Annotated in this window: 14 protein-coding genes; 10 read left to right on the top strand and 4 right to left on the bottom strand. The window is 72.3% G+C overall.

Annotated elements, in window-relative coordinates:
• Positions 1–89 precede the first annotated feature (89 nt).
• The 4 genes from I8N67_RS31725 to zapE all read right to left on the bottom strand — a co-directional run bounded on the left by I8N67_RS31725 (position 90) and on the right by zapE (position 4004).
• Complete coding sequence (locus I8N67_RS31725; RefSeq protein ID WP_200307690.1) at positions 90–1562, bottom strand: SulP family inorganic anion transporter; 1473 nt, start codon at positions 1560–1562, stop codon at positions 90–92.
• 17 nt (positions 1563–1579) lie between these two features.
• Positions 1580–2158 carry a carbonic anhydrase gene (locus I8N67_RS31720; protein ID WP_200307689.1) on the bottom strand — a complete coding sequence of 193 codons (579 nt, stop codon included), beginning with the start codon at positions 2156–2158 and terminating at the stop codon, positions 1580–1582.
• Between the two features lie 78 nt (positions 2159–2236).
• A complete protein-coding gene (locus I8N67_RS31715) occupies positions 2237–2638 on the bottom strand; it encodes a hypothetical protein (protein WP_200307688.1) in 402 nt (133 codons plus the stop codon).
• Positions 2639–2897: 259 nt separating this feature from the next.
• A complete protein-coding gene (gene zapE, locus I8N67_RS31710; RefSeq protein ID WP_372443841.1) occupies positions 2898–4004 on the bottom strand; it encodes a cell division protein ZapE in 1107 nt (368 codons plus the stop codon).
• A 640-nt stretch (positions 4005–4644) separates the two neighbouring features.
• On the opposite strand from zapE, the gene I8N67_RS31700 reads away from it, so the two are divergent.
• From I8N67_RS31700 to I8N67_RS31655, 10 genes are all read left to right on the top strand, one after another.
• The gene (locus tag I8N67_RS31700; protein WP_200307686.1) at positions 4645–5448 is read left to right on the top strand and encodes a pyrimidine reductase family protein; all 804 of its coding nucleotides are present in this window, start codon (positions 4645–4647) and stop codon (positions 5446–5448) included.
• 121 nt (positions 5449–5569) lie between these two features.
• The gene (locus I8N67_RS31695) at positions 5570–6025 is read left to right on the top strand and encodes an indole-3-glycerol phosphate synthase (protein ID WP_200307717.1); all 456 of its coding nucleotides are present in this window, start codon (positions 5570–5572) and stop codon (positions 6023–6025) included.
• Between the two features lie 150 nt (positions 6026–6175).
• Positions 6176–7561 carry a UDP-N-acetylmuramate--L-alanine ligase gene (murC, locus tag I8N67_RS31690; protein WP_200307685.1) on the top strand — a complete coding sequence of 462 codons (1386 nt, stop codon included), beginning with the start codon at positions 6176–6178 and terminating at the stop codon, positions 7559–7561.
• A 13-nt stretch (positions 7562–7574) separates the two neighbouring features.
• A complete protein-coding gene (gene msrB, locus I8N67_RS31685) occupies positions 7575–7982 on the top strand; it encodes a peptide-methionine (R)-S-oxide reductase MsrB (RefSeq protein ID WP_200307684.1) in 408 nt (135 codons plus the stop codon).
• A 133-nt stretch (positions 7983–8115) separates the two neighbouring features.
• A complete protein-coding gene (locus I8N67_RS31680; RefSeq protein ID WP_200307683.1) occupies positions 8116–8559 on the top strand; it encodes a hypothetical protein in 444 nt (147 codons plus the stop codon).
• A gap of 605 nt (positions 8560–9164) precedes the next feature.
• A complete protein-coding gene (locus I8N67_RS31675) occupies positions 9165–10658 on the top strand; it encodes an FAD-dependent monooxygenase family protein (RefSeq protein ID WP_372443843.1) in 1494 nt (497 codons plus the stop codon).
• Positions 10659–10910: 252 nt separating this feature from the next.
• On the top strand, positions 10911–12287 hold the full coding sequence (locus I8N67_RS31670) for a hypothetical protein (RefSeq protein ID WP_234046620.1): 1377 nt from the start codon (positions 10911–10913) through the stop codon (positions 12285–12287).
• A 681-nt stretch (positions 12288–12968) separates the two neighbouring features.
• Positions 12969–14183, top strand: a complete 1215-nt coding sequence (locus tag I8N67_RS31665) for an MFS transporter (RefSeq protein ID WP_234046619.1) — start codon at positions 12969–12971, stop codon at positions 14181–14183.
• Positions 14184–14243: 60 nt separating this feature from the next.
• Complete coding sequence (locus tag I8N67_RS31660) at positions 14244–16019, top strand: glycoside hydrolase family 35 protein (RefSeq protein ID WP_200307681.1); 1776 nt, start codon at positions 14244–14246, stop codon at positions 16017–16019.
• The coding region (locus I8N67_RS31655) for a beta-galactosidase (protein ID WP_200307680.1) at positions 16019–18151 on the top strand (2133 nt) is incomplete at its 3' end. The genes I8N67_RS31660 and I8N67_RS31655, both read left to right, overlap by 1 nt.

Here is an 18151-nt window from a genome sequence, read left to right as displayed (position 1 = left end):
CGGTTTTTAGGGGCGCGGGGAACTGCGCGAGCGACCACGACGCACCCGCACCCGTGTCGCAGGGTGCGGGTGCGGTGCGGGTGGCGAGGTCAGTGTGTTCCTGACGTCACCTTTACCGGTTCCGTGCCCGTCGCGCTGTGGCGTTCCGCCCAGTTTTCGAGGGCGGTGCGGCAGGCGTGGTCGAGGTGGTGGAGGCCGGTGAGGTGGAGTTCGACGGGGCGGTCCTGGGGGAGGGACTCCAGGTTGTCGAGGATCTTCGGCAGGCGGAGGAACGTGGCGTTGCCGGAGAGGTGGGCCTGGACGGGGCCGGCGCCCTTGTCTATGACCTCCAGCTTGATGTGCGAGGCCTCCCAGGCCGTCTTGGCGACGGAGAGGGCCAGGCCGATCAGTACGCCCTCGAACATGTTGACGAAGACGATCGACACGGCCGTGGCCACCAGGATCAGCGCCTCGCCGCGGTGCGCCCGCCACAGGGAGACGGTCTCCCGGAACGGGATCAGCTTCCAGCCCGCGTGGACGAGGATGCCGGCCAGGGCGGGCAGCGGGATGAGGGCCAGCGCGCCCGGCAGCAGGGCGGCGAAGAGGAGCAGCCAGACGCCGTGCAGGACACGGGACGCCTTCGTCTTCGCGCCCGCCTGGAGGTTGGCGGAGCTGCGGACGATGACCGCGGTCATCGGCAGCGCGCCCAGCATCCCGCAGACGGTGTTGCCCGCGCCCTGGGCCATCAGCTCCTTGTCGTACTCGGTGCGCGGACCGTCGTGCAGCCGGTCCACGGCCGCCGCGCTGAACAGGCTCTCGGCGGAGGCGATGAGCGTGAAGGCGAGGATCGTGCCGATGATCGACACGTTCGCCAGCTCCCCGAAGGCGTCGAGGCCGGGCGGCTGGATGGCGTCCAGCAGGCCCTTCACCTCGACGTTCGCCACCGGCAGACCGAACGCCAGGCCGGCGAGGGTGGCCAGGACGACCGCGGCGAGGGCGCCGGGGACGACCTGGACCTTCTTCGGCAGCCGCTTCCACAGCACCAGTACGGCTACGGTGCCCGCGCCGACCGCGGTCGAGGCGAGCGCGGCGGTGCTGCCGGCTGCCTCGACGACGGCTCCGGGCAGGCCCGTGATCTTGTCGAGGCCGGAGGCGGGGGCCTTCAGGCCGGCCGCCGCGTAGAGCTGGCCGGCGATGATCACGAGGCCGATGCCCGCGAGCATGCCCTCGACGACGGAGACGGATATCGCGCGGAACCAGCGGCCCAGCTTCAGCGCGCCCATGGCGAGCTGGAGCAGACCGGCGGCGAGCACGATCACCCCGAGGGCCGGCAGGCCGAACTGGCGCACCGCCTCGAAGACCAGCACGGTCAGACCGGCCGCCGGGCCGGAGACCTGGAGACTGCTGCCCGGCATCAGGCCGGCGACGATGCCGCCCACGATGCCGGTGACCAGGCCGAGTTCGGCCGGCACCCCGGAGGCGACGGCCACGCCCACGCACAGCGGCAGGGCGACCAGGAACACGACGAGCGAGGCGGCGAAGTCCTGCCGCAGGAAGGGGAACTTGGACTGTGTGGAGGTCATCTCGGATACCCCGCCGCTCACAGGGTCTCGAACTGGTCGGTGTCCGCACGGTGTTCTCGCACGGCACCGGTGTGGACCTCGTAGTACCAGCCGCGCAGACGGAGGCGGCCGTCGGCCAGGCGCTTCTCCACGCAGGGGTAGGAGCGCAGGCGCAGGAGCTGGCTGAGGACGTGGTTCTGTACGCCGTCGGCGACCGTCGGGTCCTCGACCGCCCCTTGGGGGCGCGGAGTCGCGTGGGTCAGCCAGTCGCGTACGGCCGGTACGGCGGTCAGGTCGTCGCCGCGCACCAGCGCGCCGACGGCGCCGCAGTGCGAGTGCCCGCAGACCACGATGTCGGTGACGCCGAGGACCTCCACGGCGTACTCGATGGTGGCGGCCTCGCCGGTGGGGCGGTCGGAGGTGTACGGGGGGACGATGTTGCCGGCGGTGCGCAGCTCGAAGAGCTCGCCGGGGCGGGCGCCCGTGATCAGGGCCGGGACGACCCGCGAGTCGGAGCAGGTGATGAACAGGACCTCGGGGGACTGGCCTTCGGCCAGCCTGGCGAACTCCTCAGGGCGCTGTCCGAACGTACGGGCGTTGTCGATGAGGGGCTGCATGAAGTGGTGACTCCTCCTGGCGCGCCTCGATGGCGCGTCGGGCTTGCACGACAGATGTGGGGGGGCAGGCTCCGCCGCTCAGCAGCGGAAGACCTGGAGGGCGGCCGGGGTGGGGGCCGCGAAGGGTCTCGACGCCCGGTGGTACCGGGTCGAGAGCCGTTCCGGTTCGCTCGTGGCCGCCGGGTTCTCCCCCAACGGCGGACGCGCGGGCGTCCCGGGAACGGTGTGGGTGACCGCACGGTGGCGGTCGCGTGTACGGAAGGGACCGGTCGGGTCCTCCGAAGGTGCGCACTTGCGATAGGTGACGGCCTTGTCACGTACCGGCTTGGCTTTGGGGAGGTTTCCGGGCTCAGCCTTGGCCTTGGCATGACCGGGCGTGTGCGCGGCTGCGAAGGTTGCCGTGGGAGCGAAGAACTGGAGTGCGAGCAGCACGGCGGCGAGGGCCGCTACGACGATTCTGGGCGTCCTACCTCGCAACACAAGCCTCCCCACTGGCAGTTCGTGGTGTCTCGCGCCCTCGTACCCAGGCGTCGGCAATTGCTCGACTTGGTCAACCAATGGTCAACCACTGGTCAAGAAACACGTTAACCCTGCAAAGTTGTTTGCAGGGTTAACTTAACGTTTCGAGCTGAAGAGAGCCTGAAAAGCGTGGGCGGGTTGGCTTGAAACGGCCCTTGACCTGGGGGAGTTCGCCTGGAGAGGGCTTGGACGACACGGCCCAGGGGCCGTGCCCGTGGGCTCAGTGCTCCACGAGTCGCCTCGCGTCGCGCGCGAGGGCGGTGAGGCGGGAGATGGCGCGGAAGTACTTCTTGCGGTAGCCGCCGTTCAGCATCTCCTCGCTGAACAGCCGGTCGAAGGGCATCCCCGAGGCGAGGACGGGCACCTCGCGGTCGTACAGCCGGTCGGCGAGCACCACGAGCCGCAGGGCGGTGGACTGGTCCGGGACCGGCTGGACGTCGGTCAGGCAGACCGCCTTCAGGCCGTCCGTGAGGGCGCCGTACCGGCTGGGGTGGACCCGCGCGAGGTGGTCCAGCAGATGCGGGAAGTCGTCGAGCGAGGCGCCCTCGGTGGCGTACGCCGCCTTGGTGACCTCCTCGTCGGAGTACGGCGCCGGGGCCTCGGGCAGACCCCGGTGGCGGTAGTCCTCGCCGTCGATGCGCAGCGAACGGAAGCGGGCGGACAGGCCCTGGATCTCGCGCAGGAAATCGGCCGACGCGAACCGGCCCTCACCGAGCTTGCCCGGCAGGGTGTTCGAGGTGGCGGCCAGCGCCACGCCCGCGTCGACGAGCTTGCCCAGCAGCGTCGACACGAGGACCGTGTCGCCCGGGTCGTCCAGCTCGAACTCGTCGATGCACAGCAGACGGTGCCCGGAGAGGGTCTGGACCGTCTGCTGGAAGCCGAGCGCGCCGACCAGGTTTGTCAGCTCCACGAAGGTGCCGAAGGCCTTGAGCGCCGGCTCGGCCGGGGTCGCGTGCCACAGGGAGGCGAGAAGGTGGGTCTTGCCGACGCCGTAGCCGCCGTCCAGGTAGACGCCGCGCGGGCCCGTGGGGACCTTGGGAGTCTTGCCGCCGAAGCCGAAGAACCGGCGCTTTCCGGCCGCGCCCGTCGCGTGCGCCCCGCCGAGACCCGCCGCGAAGCCGCTCAGGACGCGCACGGCCTCCGTCTGGCTGGGCTGGTTCGGGTCGGGGATGTACGTGTCGAAGCGGACCGAGTCGAAGCGCGGCGGCGGCACCATCTCGGCGACGAGCCGGTCCGCGGGGACGCGTGGCTCACGGGTGCACAGGGACACGGGGACCGCTTCGGGTATCGGACTGATTCCGGACACGGTGGCAGAGGACGACGACACGGTTACCGAGTCTAAGGGCCGTGCCACACTGCACGACATGCGACGCCTGTTCCCTGTGACCGAAGAGACAGCGGCCCGGACGCCGGATGTGGCCGATGGTGCGGATACGGCCGGTGGTGCGGATACAGCCCGTGGGGCGGATACAGCCGGTGGTGCGGATAAGCCTGGCGGTGCGGATAAGGCCGGCGGTGCGGATGCGCCCGGGGTTCGAACGCCAGGCGGCGGTCGCCTCCCGGCGGGGGCCCGGACGGCGGGGGGCGGCGATGACACGGCGGGGACGCGGGTGCCGGACAGTGGGGAAGACCCGGCGGTGGCTCGGGCGCCGGATACGGCGGGGGCCGGGGCATCGGATGCGGCCGGGGGTCGTACACCGGGTGTGGCCGGGGCTCGGCCATCGGATGCCTCCGGGGCTCGGGCGCCTGGTGTGGCCCCGGCTGGGCCATCGGATGCCTCCGGGGCTCGGGCGTCGGGTGTGGCCCCGGCTGGGCCGTCGGATGGGGCGGGGGCTCGGGCGCCTGGTGTGGCCCCGGCTGGGCCATCGGATATGGCCGGGGCTCGGACGTCGGGTGTCGCCGGGGCTGGGGCATCGGGCATGGCCGGGGCTCGGACGTCGGGTGTCGCCGGGGCTGGGGCATCGGGCATGGCCGGGGCTGGGCCATCCGGTGTGGTCGGGGTTGGGGCGTCGGGTGGGGTCGGCGGGTCGGATTTCGCGGACCGGGAGTGGAGCCTCGACGAGCTGGCGGCGGCGTACGCCTATCCCGAGCCGCCGCCGGGCGGCCCCGCGCCCTGGCTGCGGGCCAACATGGTCTCCACGCTCGACGGCGCGGCCCAGCACGGCGGGCGTTCCCAGCCCATCTCCAGCGACGCGGACATGCGGATCTTCGGCACGCTGCGGGGGCTCGCGGACGCGGTGATCGTCGGCGCGGAGACGGTACGCCAGGAGGGTTACCGGCCCGCACGCGCGCGTGAGCAGTTCGCGGCGGCACGCCTCGCGGCCGGGCAGACGCCCGCGCCCGCCGTCGTGGTGGTGAGCGCGAGCCTGGAGCTGGACTTCTCGCTGCCGCTGTTCACCTCCCCGCTGACGCCCACGATCCTGCTGACCGGCGCCGCCGCGGCCCCCGACCGGGTCGCCACCGCCGAGAAGGCGGGCGTCCAGGTGGTGATCGCCGGGGACGGCATGGGCGTGGACCCCGCCCGCGCCGTACGGGCCCTCGCCGACCGGGGCCTGACCCGGCTGCTCTCCGAGGGCGGCCCGCGCCTGCTCGGCCAGCTGATCGCGGCCGACGTCCTGGACGAACTGTGTCTGACCGTCTCCCCGATGCTCACGGCGGGGGACGCACAGCGGATCGCCGGGGGCCCCTCGGTGCCGGTGCCCAAGCGCTTCGCGCTCGCGTCTCTGCTGGAGGAGGCCGGGTACCTGTTCGGTCGCTACCGTCGTACGTGAAAGCGGGCGGAATCTGCCGTTCCGTTTAGCTTTCGCCGGGCACACTAGAACCCTGAGGAGTGAGGGCCCGCCAGGCCCTCCGAGGAGAAGGGCGCCTGTGGTGTCGTTCACGAGCGTATTGATGATCGAGAAGGCCCTGACGTCCGCGGACGTGGAGTTCGTCACGACGCTGCACGGCGACGAGACAGCCTCCTTCCATGTGCTGCTCCAGCCGCGGGGCAATCAGGCCGACCGGCTGCTGCGGGCCATCGACGACCTCGCCCTCGGTGAGCTGGACGAGGCGGCGCGGGAGGGGGAGACGCCGGAGGGGGAGCAGGCGCTGGACGCGGGGGAGCGGGCTCTTGAGGTGTCGTTGCAGGCGCTGCGGGGCGCCGGCAGCGAGGCGGAGGGGCGGTTGATCGACGCGCATCCGCTGGATGCGCTGAAGTCGCTGGTGGAGGAGGTCGGGGCGGACGAGGTGCTGGTGCTGACCGATCCGCACTATGTGGAGGAGTTCTTCCACCGGGACTGGGCTTCTCGGGCTCGGCACAAGGTGGGGGTGCCGGTGTTGAAGCTGTTCTCGCACAGTCGGGCGTAGGCGGAGGCGCCGTAGGGGTTGCTGTGTTTCTTCGGCCGCGCGTTCGTCGTGGCCGGTCGCGCGGTCCCCAGCGCCCCCTTGGGGCGCGCCCCGCGCCAGGCAATAGGCTGGGGGCGTTCATCGTCTTCGTACGTCACTTGGAGCACACGCATGGCACCCGGCCTTCCTACCGCCATGGACCGACCGCACTTCATCGGGATCGGCGGGGCCGGAATGTCGGGGATCGCGAAGATTCTCGCGCAGCGTGGGGCCAAGGTGGCGGGAAGTGACGCCAGGGAGTCGGAGACGGCGCAGGCGTTGCGGGCGCTGGGGGCGACCGTGCACATCGGGCACGCCGGGGAGCACCTGGCGGACGACGCGACGTGCGTGGTCGTGTCGTCGGCCATCCGCGCCGACAACCCGGAGCTGGCCCGCGCCGCCGAGCTGGGCATCCCGGTGGTCCACCGGTCGGACGCGCTCGCCCGGCTGATGGACGGGCTGCGGCCGATCGCGGTGGCCGGCACGCACGGCAAGACCACGACCACGTCCATGCTGGCGGTGTCGCTGGGCGAGCTGGGCCTGAACCCGTCGTACGCGATCGGCGGCGACCTGGACGTGCCCGGCTCGAACGCGCTGCACGGCGACGGGGAGATCTTCGTAGCCGAGGCGGACGAAAGCGACCGCAGCTTCCACAAGTACGCGCCCGAGGTGGCGATCGTCCTCAACGTGGAGCTGGACCACCACGCCAACTACGCCTCCATGGACGAGATCTACGAGTCCTTCGAGACGTTCGCCGGCCGGATCGTGCCCGGCGGCACGCTGGTGATCTCGGCCGACCACGAGGGCGCGCGCGAGCTGACCTCCCGGCTGTCGGGGGTCCGCGTGGTGACGTACGGCGAGCGCGAGGACGCCGACGTACGGGTGCTGTCGGTCGTGGCGCAGGGGCTGAAGAGCGAGGTCACGGTCCTGCTGGACGGGCGGGAGCTCGTGTTCACGGTGTCCGTGCCCGGGCGGCACTACGCGCACAACGCGGTGGCGGCGCTGGCGGCGGGGGTCGCGCTCGGCGTACCGGCGGCGGAGCTGGCGCCTGCGCTGGCGGCGTACACCGGGGTGAAGCGGCGGCTGCAGCTGAAGGGCGAGGCGGCCGGGGTGCAGGTCATCGACTCGTACGCGCACCACCCGACCGAGATGACGGCGGACCTGGAGGCCATGCGGGCCGCCGCCGGTGACGCGCGCATCCTGGTCGTCTTCCAGCCGCACCTCTTCTCCCGCACCCAGGAGCTGGGCACCGAGATGGGGCAGTCCCTGACGCTGGCGGACGCGTCGGTCGTCCTCGACATCTACCCGGCCCGCGAGGACCCGATCCCCGGGGTCACCAGCACGCTGATCATCGACGCGGCGCGGGCGGCGGGCGCGGACGTCACCGCCCTGCACGACCAGGCGGAGGTCCCCGCCGCGATCGCGGGAATGGCGAAGCCGGGTGATCTCGTTCTCACCATGGGCGCGGGTGACGTGACGGACCTGGGCCCGAAGATCCTGGACCGTCTTTCGAGCTGAGGGGCTGAGGCTCATGTCGTACGACGTCGAGAAGCCGGACGAGCAGTGGCGAGCGGAGCTGACGCCGGCCGAGTACACCGTCCTGCGCAAGGCAGGTACGGAGCCCGCCTTCACCGGTGAGTACACCGACACCAAGGCCAAGGGTGTCTACTCCTGCCGGGCCTGCGGCGCCGAACTCTTCACCTCCGAGACGAAGTTCGAGTCCCACTGCGGCTGGCCGTCCTTCTTCGACCCGAAGGACAGCGACGCGGTCGAACTCATCGACGACCGCACGCACGGCATGGTCCGCACGGAGGTGCGGTGCGCCCGGTGCGGGTCGCACCTCGGGCACGTCTTCGCGGGCGAGGGATACCCGACGCCGACCGATCAGCGGTACTGCATCAACAGCGTCTCCCTGCGGCTCGCGGCCGACGAGAGCTGAACGGCCCAGGGCCGTCAAGGGCGCGGCCCCACCCGGCGGTGGGGCCCGGCCATGGAGGACGGCGGAACCTGTCGGGGCCGCGGACGCCGTAAACGGCTTGCTCGTGGTGCGCCGCGCACGATGGCATGTGGCCATGAGCAGAATGGCGCAGATCATCGTGCTGGCGCGGTACGAGGACGAGGTGATGGAGCCGCTGACGCGGTACGACGAGGCGCGTACCTGGAGAGGCCGATTCGAGCAGATACCCGGCTGGTTCGTCGGCGGCTGGTACATCGAGTTCTTTCGGAGGAGCCAGCGCTCCGGAGTGCTGAAGGACCTGGAGTCGCTGCCGTGGAACAGCCCGGAGTGCGTCCAGGTCATGCTCCACGACGAGGACGACGACTGCTTCGGACTGTGGATGTTCCGGGACGGCGTGCTGGCGGAGGTGGAGATCCCGGGAACCCGGCGGTTCCACGCGGCTCCTCCGCCGTGGCTCGCGGACAGCCCGGATCCAGGCGTCCTGTTCCGGACGGGCCAGGGCGGGACCCCGGCCGAGCACTCGACGGAGCACGTACAGGACCCGTGTCTGTCCTGGTAGTCGGTGCCCCGAGCCGGTGGCCTTGGCAGAACCGGGCACCGGCCACACCCCGAGCACCACGAGCAGGAATGGGGAGACGGCGCGGATCTCGGTGACCTCGGCGGTGACCTCGGCGGTGACCTCGGCGCGAAAATGCCGGGGAAGGCGCCCGGCCTTGATGGTGACCTCGACGCCGGGCTCGGCCCTTCTCGACCGGGTACGTCCACTCTTCGGGGCCGACGGGCCCGGTTGGGCAAGCCCGGCCTCAACAGCCGTGGCAGCGGGTCCACATGACGTCGGATCACATTCACCGCGCTGTCCTTCGGCGGTCGTCGCCCCCACAGCGCGTCCACGCTCTCACCCACCGCGACCGGCTGCCCCGCCCGCGCCAACTGCGGCCCCAGCAGCTCCCGTTCCCGCGGACGCGCCAGCGCCGGTTCCGCCCACCATGACCCGCTGACGGTGGTCGGGACGGTGACACTGCTGTTCGTCGAATGGACCTCCGAGGAAATGAACCTCCGAGGAACCGAAGAGAAGGAGCGCAGTCGGTGAACTCGGTACGCGCGAACGGCCGTTGGGATTCCTTAAGGACGGCGGACGGCTCAGCCGGCCGGCACGCGGTGGTGATCGGCGGCAGTCTCGCGGGACTGCTCGCGGCACGGGCCCTCACCGGCCACGCCGAGCGCGTGACGATCGTGGAACGCGACCGCTTCCCCGAGCAGGACGGGGAGGAGCGGGAGGAGCGGGAGGACCGGCAGGGCCAGGAGGGTCGCGAGGACCGGCAGGGCCGACAGGACAGGGAAGCGCGGGAAGGGCCGAAGGTTCGGGAAAGGACCGCGTCCCGGCCGGGCGTACCGCAGAGCCGCCACCCGCACGTCCTGCTGGAGGGCGGTCAACTCGCCCTGGACGCACTGCTGCCCGGGTTCATGGCGGAGCTGAACGCCGCGGGCGCCCCGCGTGTCGGGATGCCGGAGGACCTGGTGCAGTGGCAGGACGGCCGCTGGTTCCGGCGGGTGCCCGCGTCGACCCACATACACACCGGGTCGCGGGCCCAGCTGGAGCGGCTGATACGGCGTCGGGTCCTCGCCGACCCCTCGGTCACCCTGGTCGACGGCACCGAGACCGTCGGCCTGCTCGGGGACGCCACGCGCGTACGGGGCGTACTGCTGCGGGAGCGCGGCGACGGCCCGTCGGGCGAACAGCGGGAGCTGGCGGCGGACCTGGTCGTCGACGCCTCCGGCCGCGGCACGAAGGCACCGCGGTGGCTGGCGGCCATCGGGGCCGAGGCCCCGCACGAGGAGATCATCGACACGGGGCTCGCGTACGCCTCCCGCGTCTACCGCGACACGACCGGCACCCTCGGCAGCGGACCGACCGCCGCGTCGCTCGGCTTCTATGTCGTCCCCAACCCCGCGCAGCCGTACGGCGTCGTCGTCCTGCCCCTGGAGGACGGTACCCATCTGGCCACCTTTTCCGGCCTGCGCGGCGACGAACCGCCCACGGACGAGGCCGGGTTCGAGGAGTACGCCAAGCGGCTGCCGCACCCGGTGGTGCACCGCTGGCTGCGCGAGGCCGAGCCGCTGTCGCCGGTCTCCGGCTTCCGGCGGACGGCGAACGTACGGCGCCGCTACGACCTGCCCGGCCACCGCCCCGCCGGGTTCCTGGCGACCGGCGACGCCGTGTGCACGTTCAACCCGGTCTACGGGCAGGGCATGGCCGTCGCCGCGATGAGCGCCGTGGCCCTGCGCGACGTACTGGGCGACCCGCGCCGTACGCCCACCACGCGCCGGGTGCAGAAGGCGCTGCTCGGGGCGTCGCGGCAGGCGTGGGACATCTCCGCCGGGGCGGACAGGAAGATGCCGGGCGTGATCGGTGACGCGGCCGCCGTCGGGGTCGCGGACCGCGTCGCCGGGTGGTACCTGCGCCGTATCCAGGAGCGCACCCCGGGCGATCCCGTCGTGGGTCGCGCCTTCCGCTCCGTCGTCTCCCTCAGGGAGCCGCTCGGCGCCCTGTTCGCCCCGGCCGTGGCCCGCGCCGTCCTCTTCGGGCCCGCCCGGCAGACGCCCGCCGAGCCGCCGATGACGCGTGAGGGTCGTACGGCTCGTGAGGGAACGGAGTAGGGCGCTCCTGACCCTTGACGCCCGTGGAAAGCGCTTGCCACACTCGCGGCCCGCCCTATGAAGCGCCTCCCGTATCACCGGCGTACGCCCTGGTGTCGTGCGGAGCCACGCCGCTCCAGGTCATGAGCCCTCATCCGGCTCGTGGGCCCCTCGATCGCGAGTCGATTCGGTCGAATCGGATTCGACGAGGAGCGGGCGGCGTACGGCGGACGAAGGGGCAGGCGCGCCGATCCCCCCACAGGAGAAGCCGAGATGCGACGCAGTGCACCAGCAACTCACCGCTCCGCCGCCACGTCGACGGTCGCGCCGACGGACGTGGTCGCGCCGACGCACGCGGTCGCGCCCACAGACGCGGTCGCGCCCACGGATGAGGTCGCCCCCGCGACCTTCACCGCCACCCCCGCGACCTCCACCGCCACCCCCGCGACCTCCACCGTCCGCCGCACGCGGGCACTCGTCACCGCGGCCTGCGCGACCGCCCTGCTCACCGGGGCCGCCGCGCTGACCGCCCCCGCGGACGCGGCCCCGGCGGAGCTGGTCGCCGCCCCGGTCGCCGCTGCCCCTGCGCGGGTCGCGGCGGCGTGCGGCGAGGGCTCGTACCAGGCGGAGGCCGTGCTCAGCGGCGGTACCTGGACCGCCCGGCGGGGTGGCAGCGTCACGTACACCGGTACCGACATGCGCGCGGCGATGCAGGCCGCCGTCAACAGCCTCACCTCGGGCCGGACCTCGAAGGAACGGGTCGTGGTCCGGGGCTCGGGCTCCATCGGTGCCGGCTCCCGGGTCTCGCTGCCCAGCTACACCGTGCTCGACGTCTGCGGCACGATCGACGTCACCGGCACGGGCTCCGGCGACCAAGCCCCGGTGTACTCCCGCGGCACCCGGGACATCGAGGTCCAGCATCTCAACCTCACCGGCACCCCGCTGTACGGGATCTTCCTGCGCAACGTCCAGAACGTCGTCCTCGGCCAGCTCGACATGCGTCTCTCGCGCGGCCTCGGCGTCCGGATCGACAACCGGGGCGACACCAGCCAGTGGACCCGGAACGTCCGGATCGACAACGTGTACGTGTCGGGCGCGAGCAGTCACGCGGTCGAGACGTACGGCGTGGACGGCCTCACCGTCGGGACGGTGACCGCCCGCAATGTCGGCGAGTCCGGGCTGCTCCTCAACCAGACGATCAACGCGACGGTCACCAAGGTGGACGCGGACGGCGCGGGCGCCGGTACCGGCTACGCGGCCTTCCGGATGGCCAACCGCAATGGCCGGGTGGGCAGTTCGTACCCGGTCAACATCCGGGTCGGCGAGGTGATCGCGCGCGGCGGCGGGCGCGGCGTCTTCTGTGTCTCCGAGAGCGGCGGCGCGGTGATCGACCGGATCAACCTCACCAACACCGGCAACAACGCGATCCTGATCGAGAACTGCTACAACGTGAACCTCGCGGCCCAGAGCGGCACGGTCTCCGGCGGCGGCGAGATCCGCCTCGCGGCCCGCTCGGAGTTCGCCAACAACCGAGACATCACCGTCCAGAACCTCACGGTCACCAACTCCTCCATCCGGGAAAGCCCCTGCGGCGAGAACACCACCTTCCGCAACAACCGCCTGGTCAACAGCACCGAGACCATCTGCTGACCCGCCCCTGACGCGGGCGCGCCCGGCGCCCGCTCCCGGGCGCGCCCGCGCGCCTGGCCGTTCGGTGCGGGCTGAGGGCGGCGGGCGAGCGGCGGATGAGGGTGCGGGCCGGGGGGAGGGTGCCGGGCGGGGCCTGTGCGACAGGTGCGCGGGCTGTCCGTGAGTACATCCGGTCGAACACCGGCGCGAGGTAAACCCGGCGCGAGGGAAGCCCGGCGCGAGACGAACGCGCCGGGGTTCGACCGGTCATGGGGCCGAGCCCCGGCGCTCCGGCCGCAGCCGGCGCGCATGGCGGTCGATGTGCCCCGTCCTCGCGCTCCGTCGACGCGCACCGGCCCGGCCGCCCCGGCCGACCCCGGTGTCATGACGATCGACGCGACCTGTTGACGCGCCCCGTCGACGACCGGTCATCGGGCCGAGCCCCGGCGCTCCGGCCGCAGCCGGCGCGCATGGCGGTCGATGTGCCCCGTCCTCGCGCCCCGTCGACGCGCACCGGCCCGGCCGCCCCCGGTGTCATGACGATCGACGTGCCCCATCGACGCGCCCCGCTCGCGCGCGCCCCGCTCGCGCGCATCGGCCCGCCCCCCGCCCCATCCCACAAGAGCCCGTCAACAACCTTGACGGTCGGCATGTTACCGGTAACATTATCGAAGTCCCGGCCGCGACGAGGTGGAGTCCCGCATGCCCGACATGCCGACCGTGCAAGAGGTGAAGCACCTTCAAGTGGCCTCGGGCGCAAGAGTTTTCAGCCCGGCCGCCGTGGTGGCGTCCTGCTTCGGGTTCATGCTCATCGGGGCGCTCCAGGCGTTCTACGGGCCCGCGATCCCGGCTTTCCGTGAGGAGTTCGGGCTGTCGCCGTCCGCCGCCGGGCTCGGGCTGAGTGCCCACTTCACCGGCGGGGTCGCGGGGGTGCTGCTCTTCGACCGGCTGTACGGGCGGATGGGCAACCGGCGGATCCTCGGCCTCTCGTACCTGCTGATGGGTCTCGGCGCGGCGGGCTTCGCGCTCGCGCCGAACTGGCCCGGCTGCCTGGCCGCCGCCCTGCTCGCCGGCTTCGGATTCGGCGGCATCGACTACGGCCTCAACCAGCTCTTCGCCGTCGGCTTCGGTCACCGCTCGACCGCGATGCTGAACATCCTCAACGCCCACTTCGGCATCGGGGCGATCCTCGGCCCCGCCGTGATCGCCACCGTCGGCGCCGAGCACTACCCGGCGGTCTTCCTCGCCTTCGCCGCCGCCAACCTGCCGCTGCTGCTGTGCCTGCGCGGCGTACGTGACCGGGTGCCCCAGCCGGCCGCCGGCACCTCCGGCGGGGAGGCCGGCGGCTCGGCCCTCGGTCGCAGCCTGGGCTCGGTGCTCGCGGTGTTCGTCGCCCTCTACGTCCTGCACGTCGGCATCGAGGCCGGCGTCGGCGGCTGGGAACCCACCCACCTGGAGACGGTCGGATACGGCGCCGGGGCCGCCGCGACCGCCACCTCCGTGTACTGGCTGATGATGACCGTCGGCCGTTTCCTGGTCGCCCCGATCGCCCTCCGGTACTCCCCCGGGACGATCATCGCCGTGTCGTGCGCCGGCACGACGGTCTGCCTGCTGCTCGCCGCCGTCCCCTGGCTCGCCCCGTACGCCTACGCCGGAGTCGGTCTGTTCATCGCCCCGATCTTCCCCACCGGCCTGCCCTGGCTGAACGAAGCCGCACCCCGCGCCCGCCGGGCCGGAGCGCTCGTCATCGCCGCCTCCCTGGTCGGGGGAGTGGCGGCCGGCCCGACGCTGGGCAAGGCCATCGAGTGGTCCGGGGTCCGCGCGGTACCGCTGCTGCTGTGCGCGGTCTCGGCACTGTGCCTGCTGGCCACGCTCTGGCTGATCCGCGCCACCACATCCAACTCGTCTGCCCCGTAACCGAGTTACGTCCTCGTCCCCCCCCCGCTACCCGTACGCCCGAGTCGAAGGGAAACAGCCTTGCGCACGCCCGCTCTGACCACGTCGTCCGATGGTTTCCTCCTCCACGGTGAGCCGTTCCGGATCATCTCCGGCGCGATGCACTACTTCCGCGTCCACCCCGACCTGTGGGCCGACCGGCTGCGCAAGGCCCGGCTGATGGGCCTCAACACCGTGGAGACGTACGTCCCCTGGAACCTCCACCAGCCCGACCCCGACAGCGCCCTCGTCCTCGACGGCCTCCTCGACCTGCCGCGCTATCTGCGCCTCGCCCGCGCCGAGGGCCTGCATGTGCTGCTGCGCCCCGGCCCGTACATCTGCGCCGAGTGGGACGGCGGCGGCCTGCCCTCCTGGCTCACCTCGGACCCGGACATCCGGCTGCGCTCCAGCGACCCCCGCTTCACGGACGCCCTCGACGGCTATCTCGACCTGCTGCTGCCTCCGCTGCTGCCGTACATGGCAGCGAACGCCGGCCCTGTCATCGCCGTCCAGGTGGAGAACGAGTACGGGGCGTACGGCGACGACACCGCGTATCTCAAGCACGTGCACGAGGCGCTGCGTTCACGCGGTGTCGAGGAGCTGCTGTTCACGTGTGACCAGGCGGGCTCCGGCCACCACCTGGCCGCCGGGAGCCTGCCCGGGGTCCTGTCGACCGCCACCTTCGGCGGCCGGATCGAGGAGTCCCTGAAGGCGCTGCGGGCCCACCAGTCCGAAGGGCCCCTGATGTGCTCGGAGTTCTGGATCGGCTGGTTCGACCACTGGGGCGAGGAGCACCACGTCCGCGACGGGGCCGACGCCGCCGCCGACCTCGACAAGCTGCTGGCCGCCGGTGCCTCCGTCAACATCTACATGTTCCACGGCGGCACCAACTTCGGCTTCACCAACGGCGCCAACCACGACCAGTGCTACGCGCCGATCGTCACCTCCTACGACTACGACGCCGCTCTCACCGAGTCCGGCGACCCCGGCCCGAAGTACCACGCCTTCCGCGAGGTGATCGCCCGCCACGCCCCCGTCCCGGACGAGCCGGCCCCGGCCCCCACCCCCAAACTCTCCGGAATCACCGTGGAGTTGGACCGCCGGGCGCCCCTGCTGCCGTACGCGACCAGCGCCAGTGGACAGGCCGTGCGCACCGAACACCCCGTCACCATGGAGGAGTTGGGTCAGCGCTCCGGCTACGCCCTCTACCGCACCACGCTCCCCGAAGCGGGCGACGGACTGCTCCACTTCACCGGCGGTGTCGGCGACCGTGCCCAGGTCTTCGTGGACGGCGCCCCCGTCGGCGTACTGGAACGCGAACGCCACGACGAGACCCTGCCGTTGCGCGTCCCGCACCCCGGCGCCACGCTCGACGTCCTGGTCGAGAACATGGGCGGCGTCAACTACGGCCCGCGCATCGGCGCCGCCAAGGGCCTGCTCGGCCCGGTCACCTTCAACGGCACGGCGCTGCTCGGCTGGGACACCCACCGGCTGCCGCTGGCCGACGTGTCCACGGTCCCCTTCGCCCCGGCCGAGGCGACCCCCCTCACCGTGCCCGCCTTCCACCACGGCACCTTCGACATCAGCGCCCCCGCCGACACCTTCCTCGCCCTGCCCGGCTGGACCAAGGGCCAGGCCTGGATCAACGGCTTCCACCTCGGCCGCTACTGGAACCGTGGCCCGCAACGCACCCTGTACGTCCCCGCCCCCGTCCTGCGCCCCGGTGCCAACGACCTGGTCCTGCTGGAACTCAACGCCACCACCGGCGCCCGCGCGCGGTTCACGGACACGCCCGACCTGGGACCGGTGAAGCCCTGATGACGCCGCCGCACCGGCTGCGCCTCCCGGCGCCCGGCGGACCCCCGCTGCGCGGCCACCTCCCGTTCTCCGACGCGCCGGGCGTGCCCGACCCCATCGAGGTCAACAGCCGTTGGCTCACCCGGGGAGGCCGTCCGTGGTTCCCCGTCTCCGGCGAGTTCCACTACACCCGCTACCCGGCCCGGGAGTGGGAGGAGGAACTGCTGAAGATGAAGGCGGGCGGGGTGACGGTCGTCGCCGCGTACGTCATCTGGATCCACCACGAGGAGACCGAGGGCCGTATCCGCTTCGACGGCGACCGCGACCTGCGCCGCTTCGCCGAGCTCTGCGCCCGCCACGGCCTGGACTTCATCCCTCGGATCGGCCCCTGGGTCCACGCGGAGGTCCGTAACGGCGGCCTCCCCGACTGGGTCCTGGCCCGCACGGACGCCCCGCGCACCGACGACCCGGCCTACCTCGCCCCCGTACGCACCTGGTACGAGGCCATCGCCGCGCAACTGCACGACTTGGACCGGTCCAAAGGTGGCCCGATCGTCGCCATCCAGATCGAGAACGAGCTGTACGACCAGCCGGGCCATCTGCTCACCCTGAAGCGGACGGCCCAGGCGGCCGGCCTGTCCGCCCCGCTGTGGACGTCCACCGCCTGGGGCGGCGTCCAGCTGCCGCCCGACGAACTGCTGCCCCTGTACGGCGGCTACCCCGAGACCTTCTGGACCGAGGCGGACGGCGGCTGGCCCGACACCTGCCGCAAGCACTTCTTCTTCACCCACCAGCGCGACGACGAGGGGATCGGCGCGGACCTCAGACCGACGACGGTCCGCGGCGGCGACCCCGACGCCCTCGCCGACCGATTCCCCTGGGCCACCTGCGAGCTGGGCGGCGGTATGGCGGTCGCCTACCACCGCCGCCCGCAGGTCGACGCGTCCGACATCGGCGCCCTCGGGCTCACCAAGATCGGCTGCGGTTCCGTCTGGCAGGGCTACTACATGTTCCACGGCGGCACGAACCCGCCCGGCGAGCTGACTCCCCTCCAGGAGTCCCACGCCACGGGCTACCCCAACGACCTCCCGGCCCTCACGTACGACTTCCAGGCCCCGCTGGGCGAGTACGGCCAGTACCGGCCCTCGTACGACGAACTCCGCCTCCAGCACCTGCTGCTGGCCGACTTCGGCCATGTGATCGCACCCATGGAGTCCGCCCTTCCGGAGCGGCGGCCGACCGGCCAGGGCGACCGGGAGACCCTGAGGTGGGCCGTGCGGGGCGACGACCGGTCGGGCTTCCTCTTCGTCAACAACCACCAACCGCACGAGCCGTTGCCCGACCACACGGACGTGACCTTCACGGTCGAGTTTCCCGACGCCCCACCCCTGACACTGCCGACCGTCCCCGTCACGGTTCCCCAAGGCGCCTACTGCTGCTGGCCGTTGCGGCTCGACATCACCGGACTACGGCTCGACTGGGCCACCGCGCAGCCCGTCTGCACGGTCGACGACGGCAGCGGCCGTACCGTCCTGGTCCTGGCAGCGACGGACGGCATCGCCCCCGAACTCGCCCTGGACGCCCGCACGGTGGCCGCTGTCTCGGCGCCTTCGGGGGAGGTCGCGGCCGTCGGTGACCGCATCCTGGTGACCGGGCTGCGGGCCGGCACGGACGCGCTGGTCGAGGTCGACACGGCCGACGGCGGCCGGGCCGGTCTCCTCGTCCTCGACGCGGCGACGGCCCGTACCGTCTACCGAGGGCGGGCCTGGGGCGCGGAGCGGCTCGTCCTCTCCGACGGCGGGGTCGTCTTCGACGCCCACGCGTCGGAGGTGCGTGTCCACAGCTCGGCCCCGGAACCGTCGTTCGCGGTGCTGCCCGCCCTGGAGCGGGCTCCGGTGGTGGCCGGGGCCACGGTGAAGGAGACGGCGGACGGGGTGTTCAGCCGGTACACGGTGGTGACGGCGGGCGACGGTGACGTGGGCGGTGCGGGCGGCGCGCTGCCGGTGGCGCTGGTCCGGGCTTCGGGGGAGGCTCCGGTGGTGGCCAGGGGGGTGTTGGGGCGGGCGAGTGTGCCCGCTGATGCGTACTTCGACGCGGTCGCCGCCGAGTATCACGTGGAGGTGCCGGGTGATGTGCCGCCCGGGGCGCTGCTT

The sequence above is a fragment of the Streptomyces adelaidensis genome, from assembly GCF_016598475.1.
GTDB lineage: Bacteria > Actinomycetota > Actinomycetes > Streptomycetales > Streptomycetaceae > Streptomyces > Streptomyces adelaidensis.
Note: the sequence above shows the minus strand (reverse complement) of the source record. Positions and strands in the feature narration are given on the sequence as shown.

Coding starts and splice junctions, on each gene's coding strand:
- I8N67_RS31670 (WP_234046620.1), top strand. CDS start 10,911: ATGCGACGCAGTGCACCAGCAACTCACCGCTCCGCCGCCACGTCGACG.
- I8N67_RS31725 (WP_200307690.1), bottom strand. CDS start 1,562: ATGACCTCCACACAGTCCAAGTTCCCCTTCCTGCGGCAGGACTTCGCC.
- murC (WP_200307685.1), top strand. CDS start 6,176: ATGGCACCCGGCCTTCCTACCGCCATGGACCGACCGCACTTCATCGGG.
- I8N67_RS31695 (WP_200307717.1), top strand. CDS start 5,570: ATGATCGAGAAGGCCCTGACGTCCGCGGACGTGGAGTTCGTCACGACG.
- I8N67_RS31665 (WP_234046619.1), top strand. CDS start 12,969: ATGCCCGACATGCCGACCGTGCAAGAGGTGAAGCACCTTCAAGTGGCC.
- I8N67_RS31700 (WP_200307686.1), top strand. CDS start 4,645: ATGGCCGGGGCTGGGCCATCCGGTGTGGTCGGGGTTGGGGCGTCGGGT.
- msrB (WP_200307684.1), top strand. CDS start 7,575: ATGTCGTACGACGTCGAGAAGCCGGACGAGCAGTGGCGAGCGGAGCTG.
- I8N67_RS31720 (WP_200307689.1), bottom strand. CDS start 2,158: ATGCAGCCCCTCATCGACAACGCCCGTACGTTCGGACAGCGCCCTGAG.
- I8N67_RS31680 (WP_200307683.1), top strand. CDS start 8,116: ATGAGCAGAATGGCGCAGATCATCGTGCTGGCGCGGTACGAGGACGAG.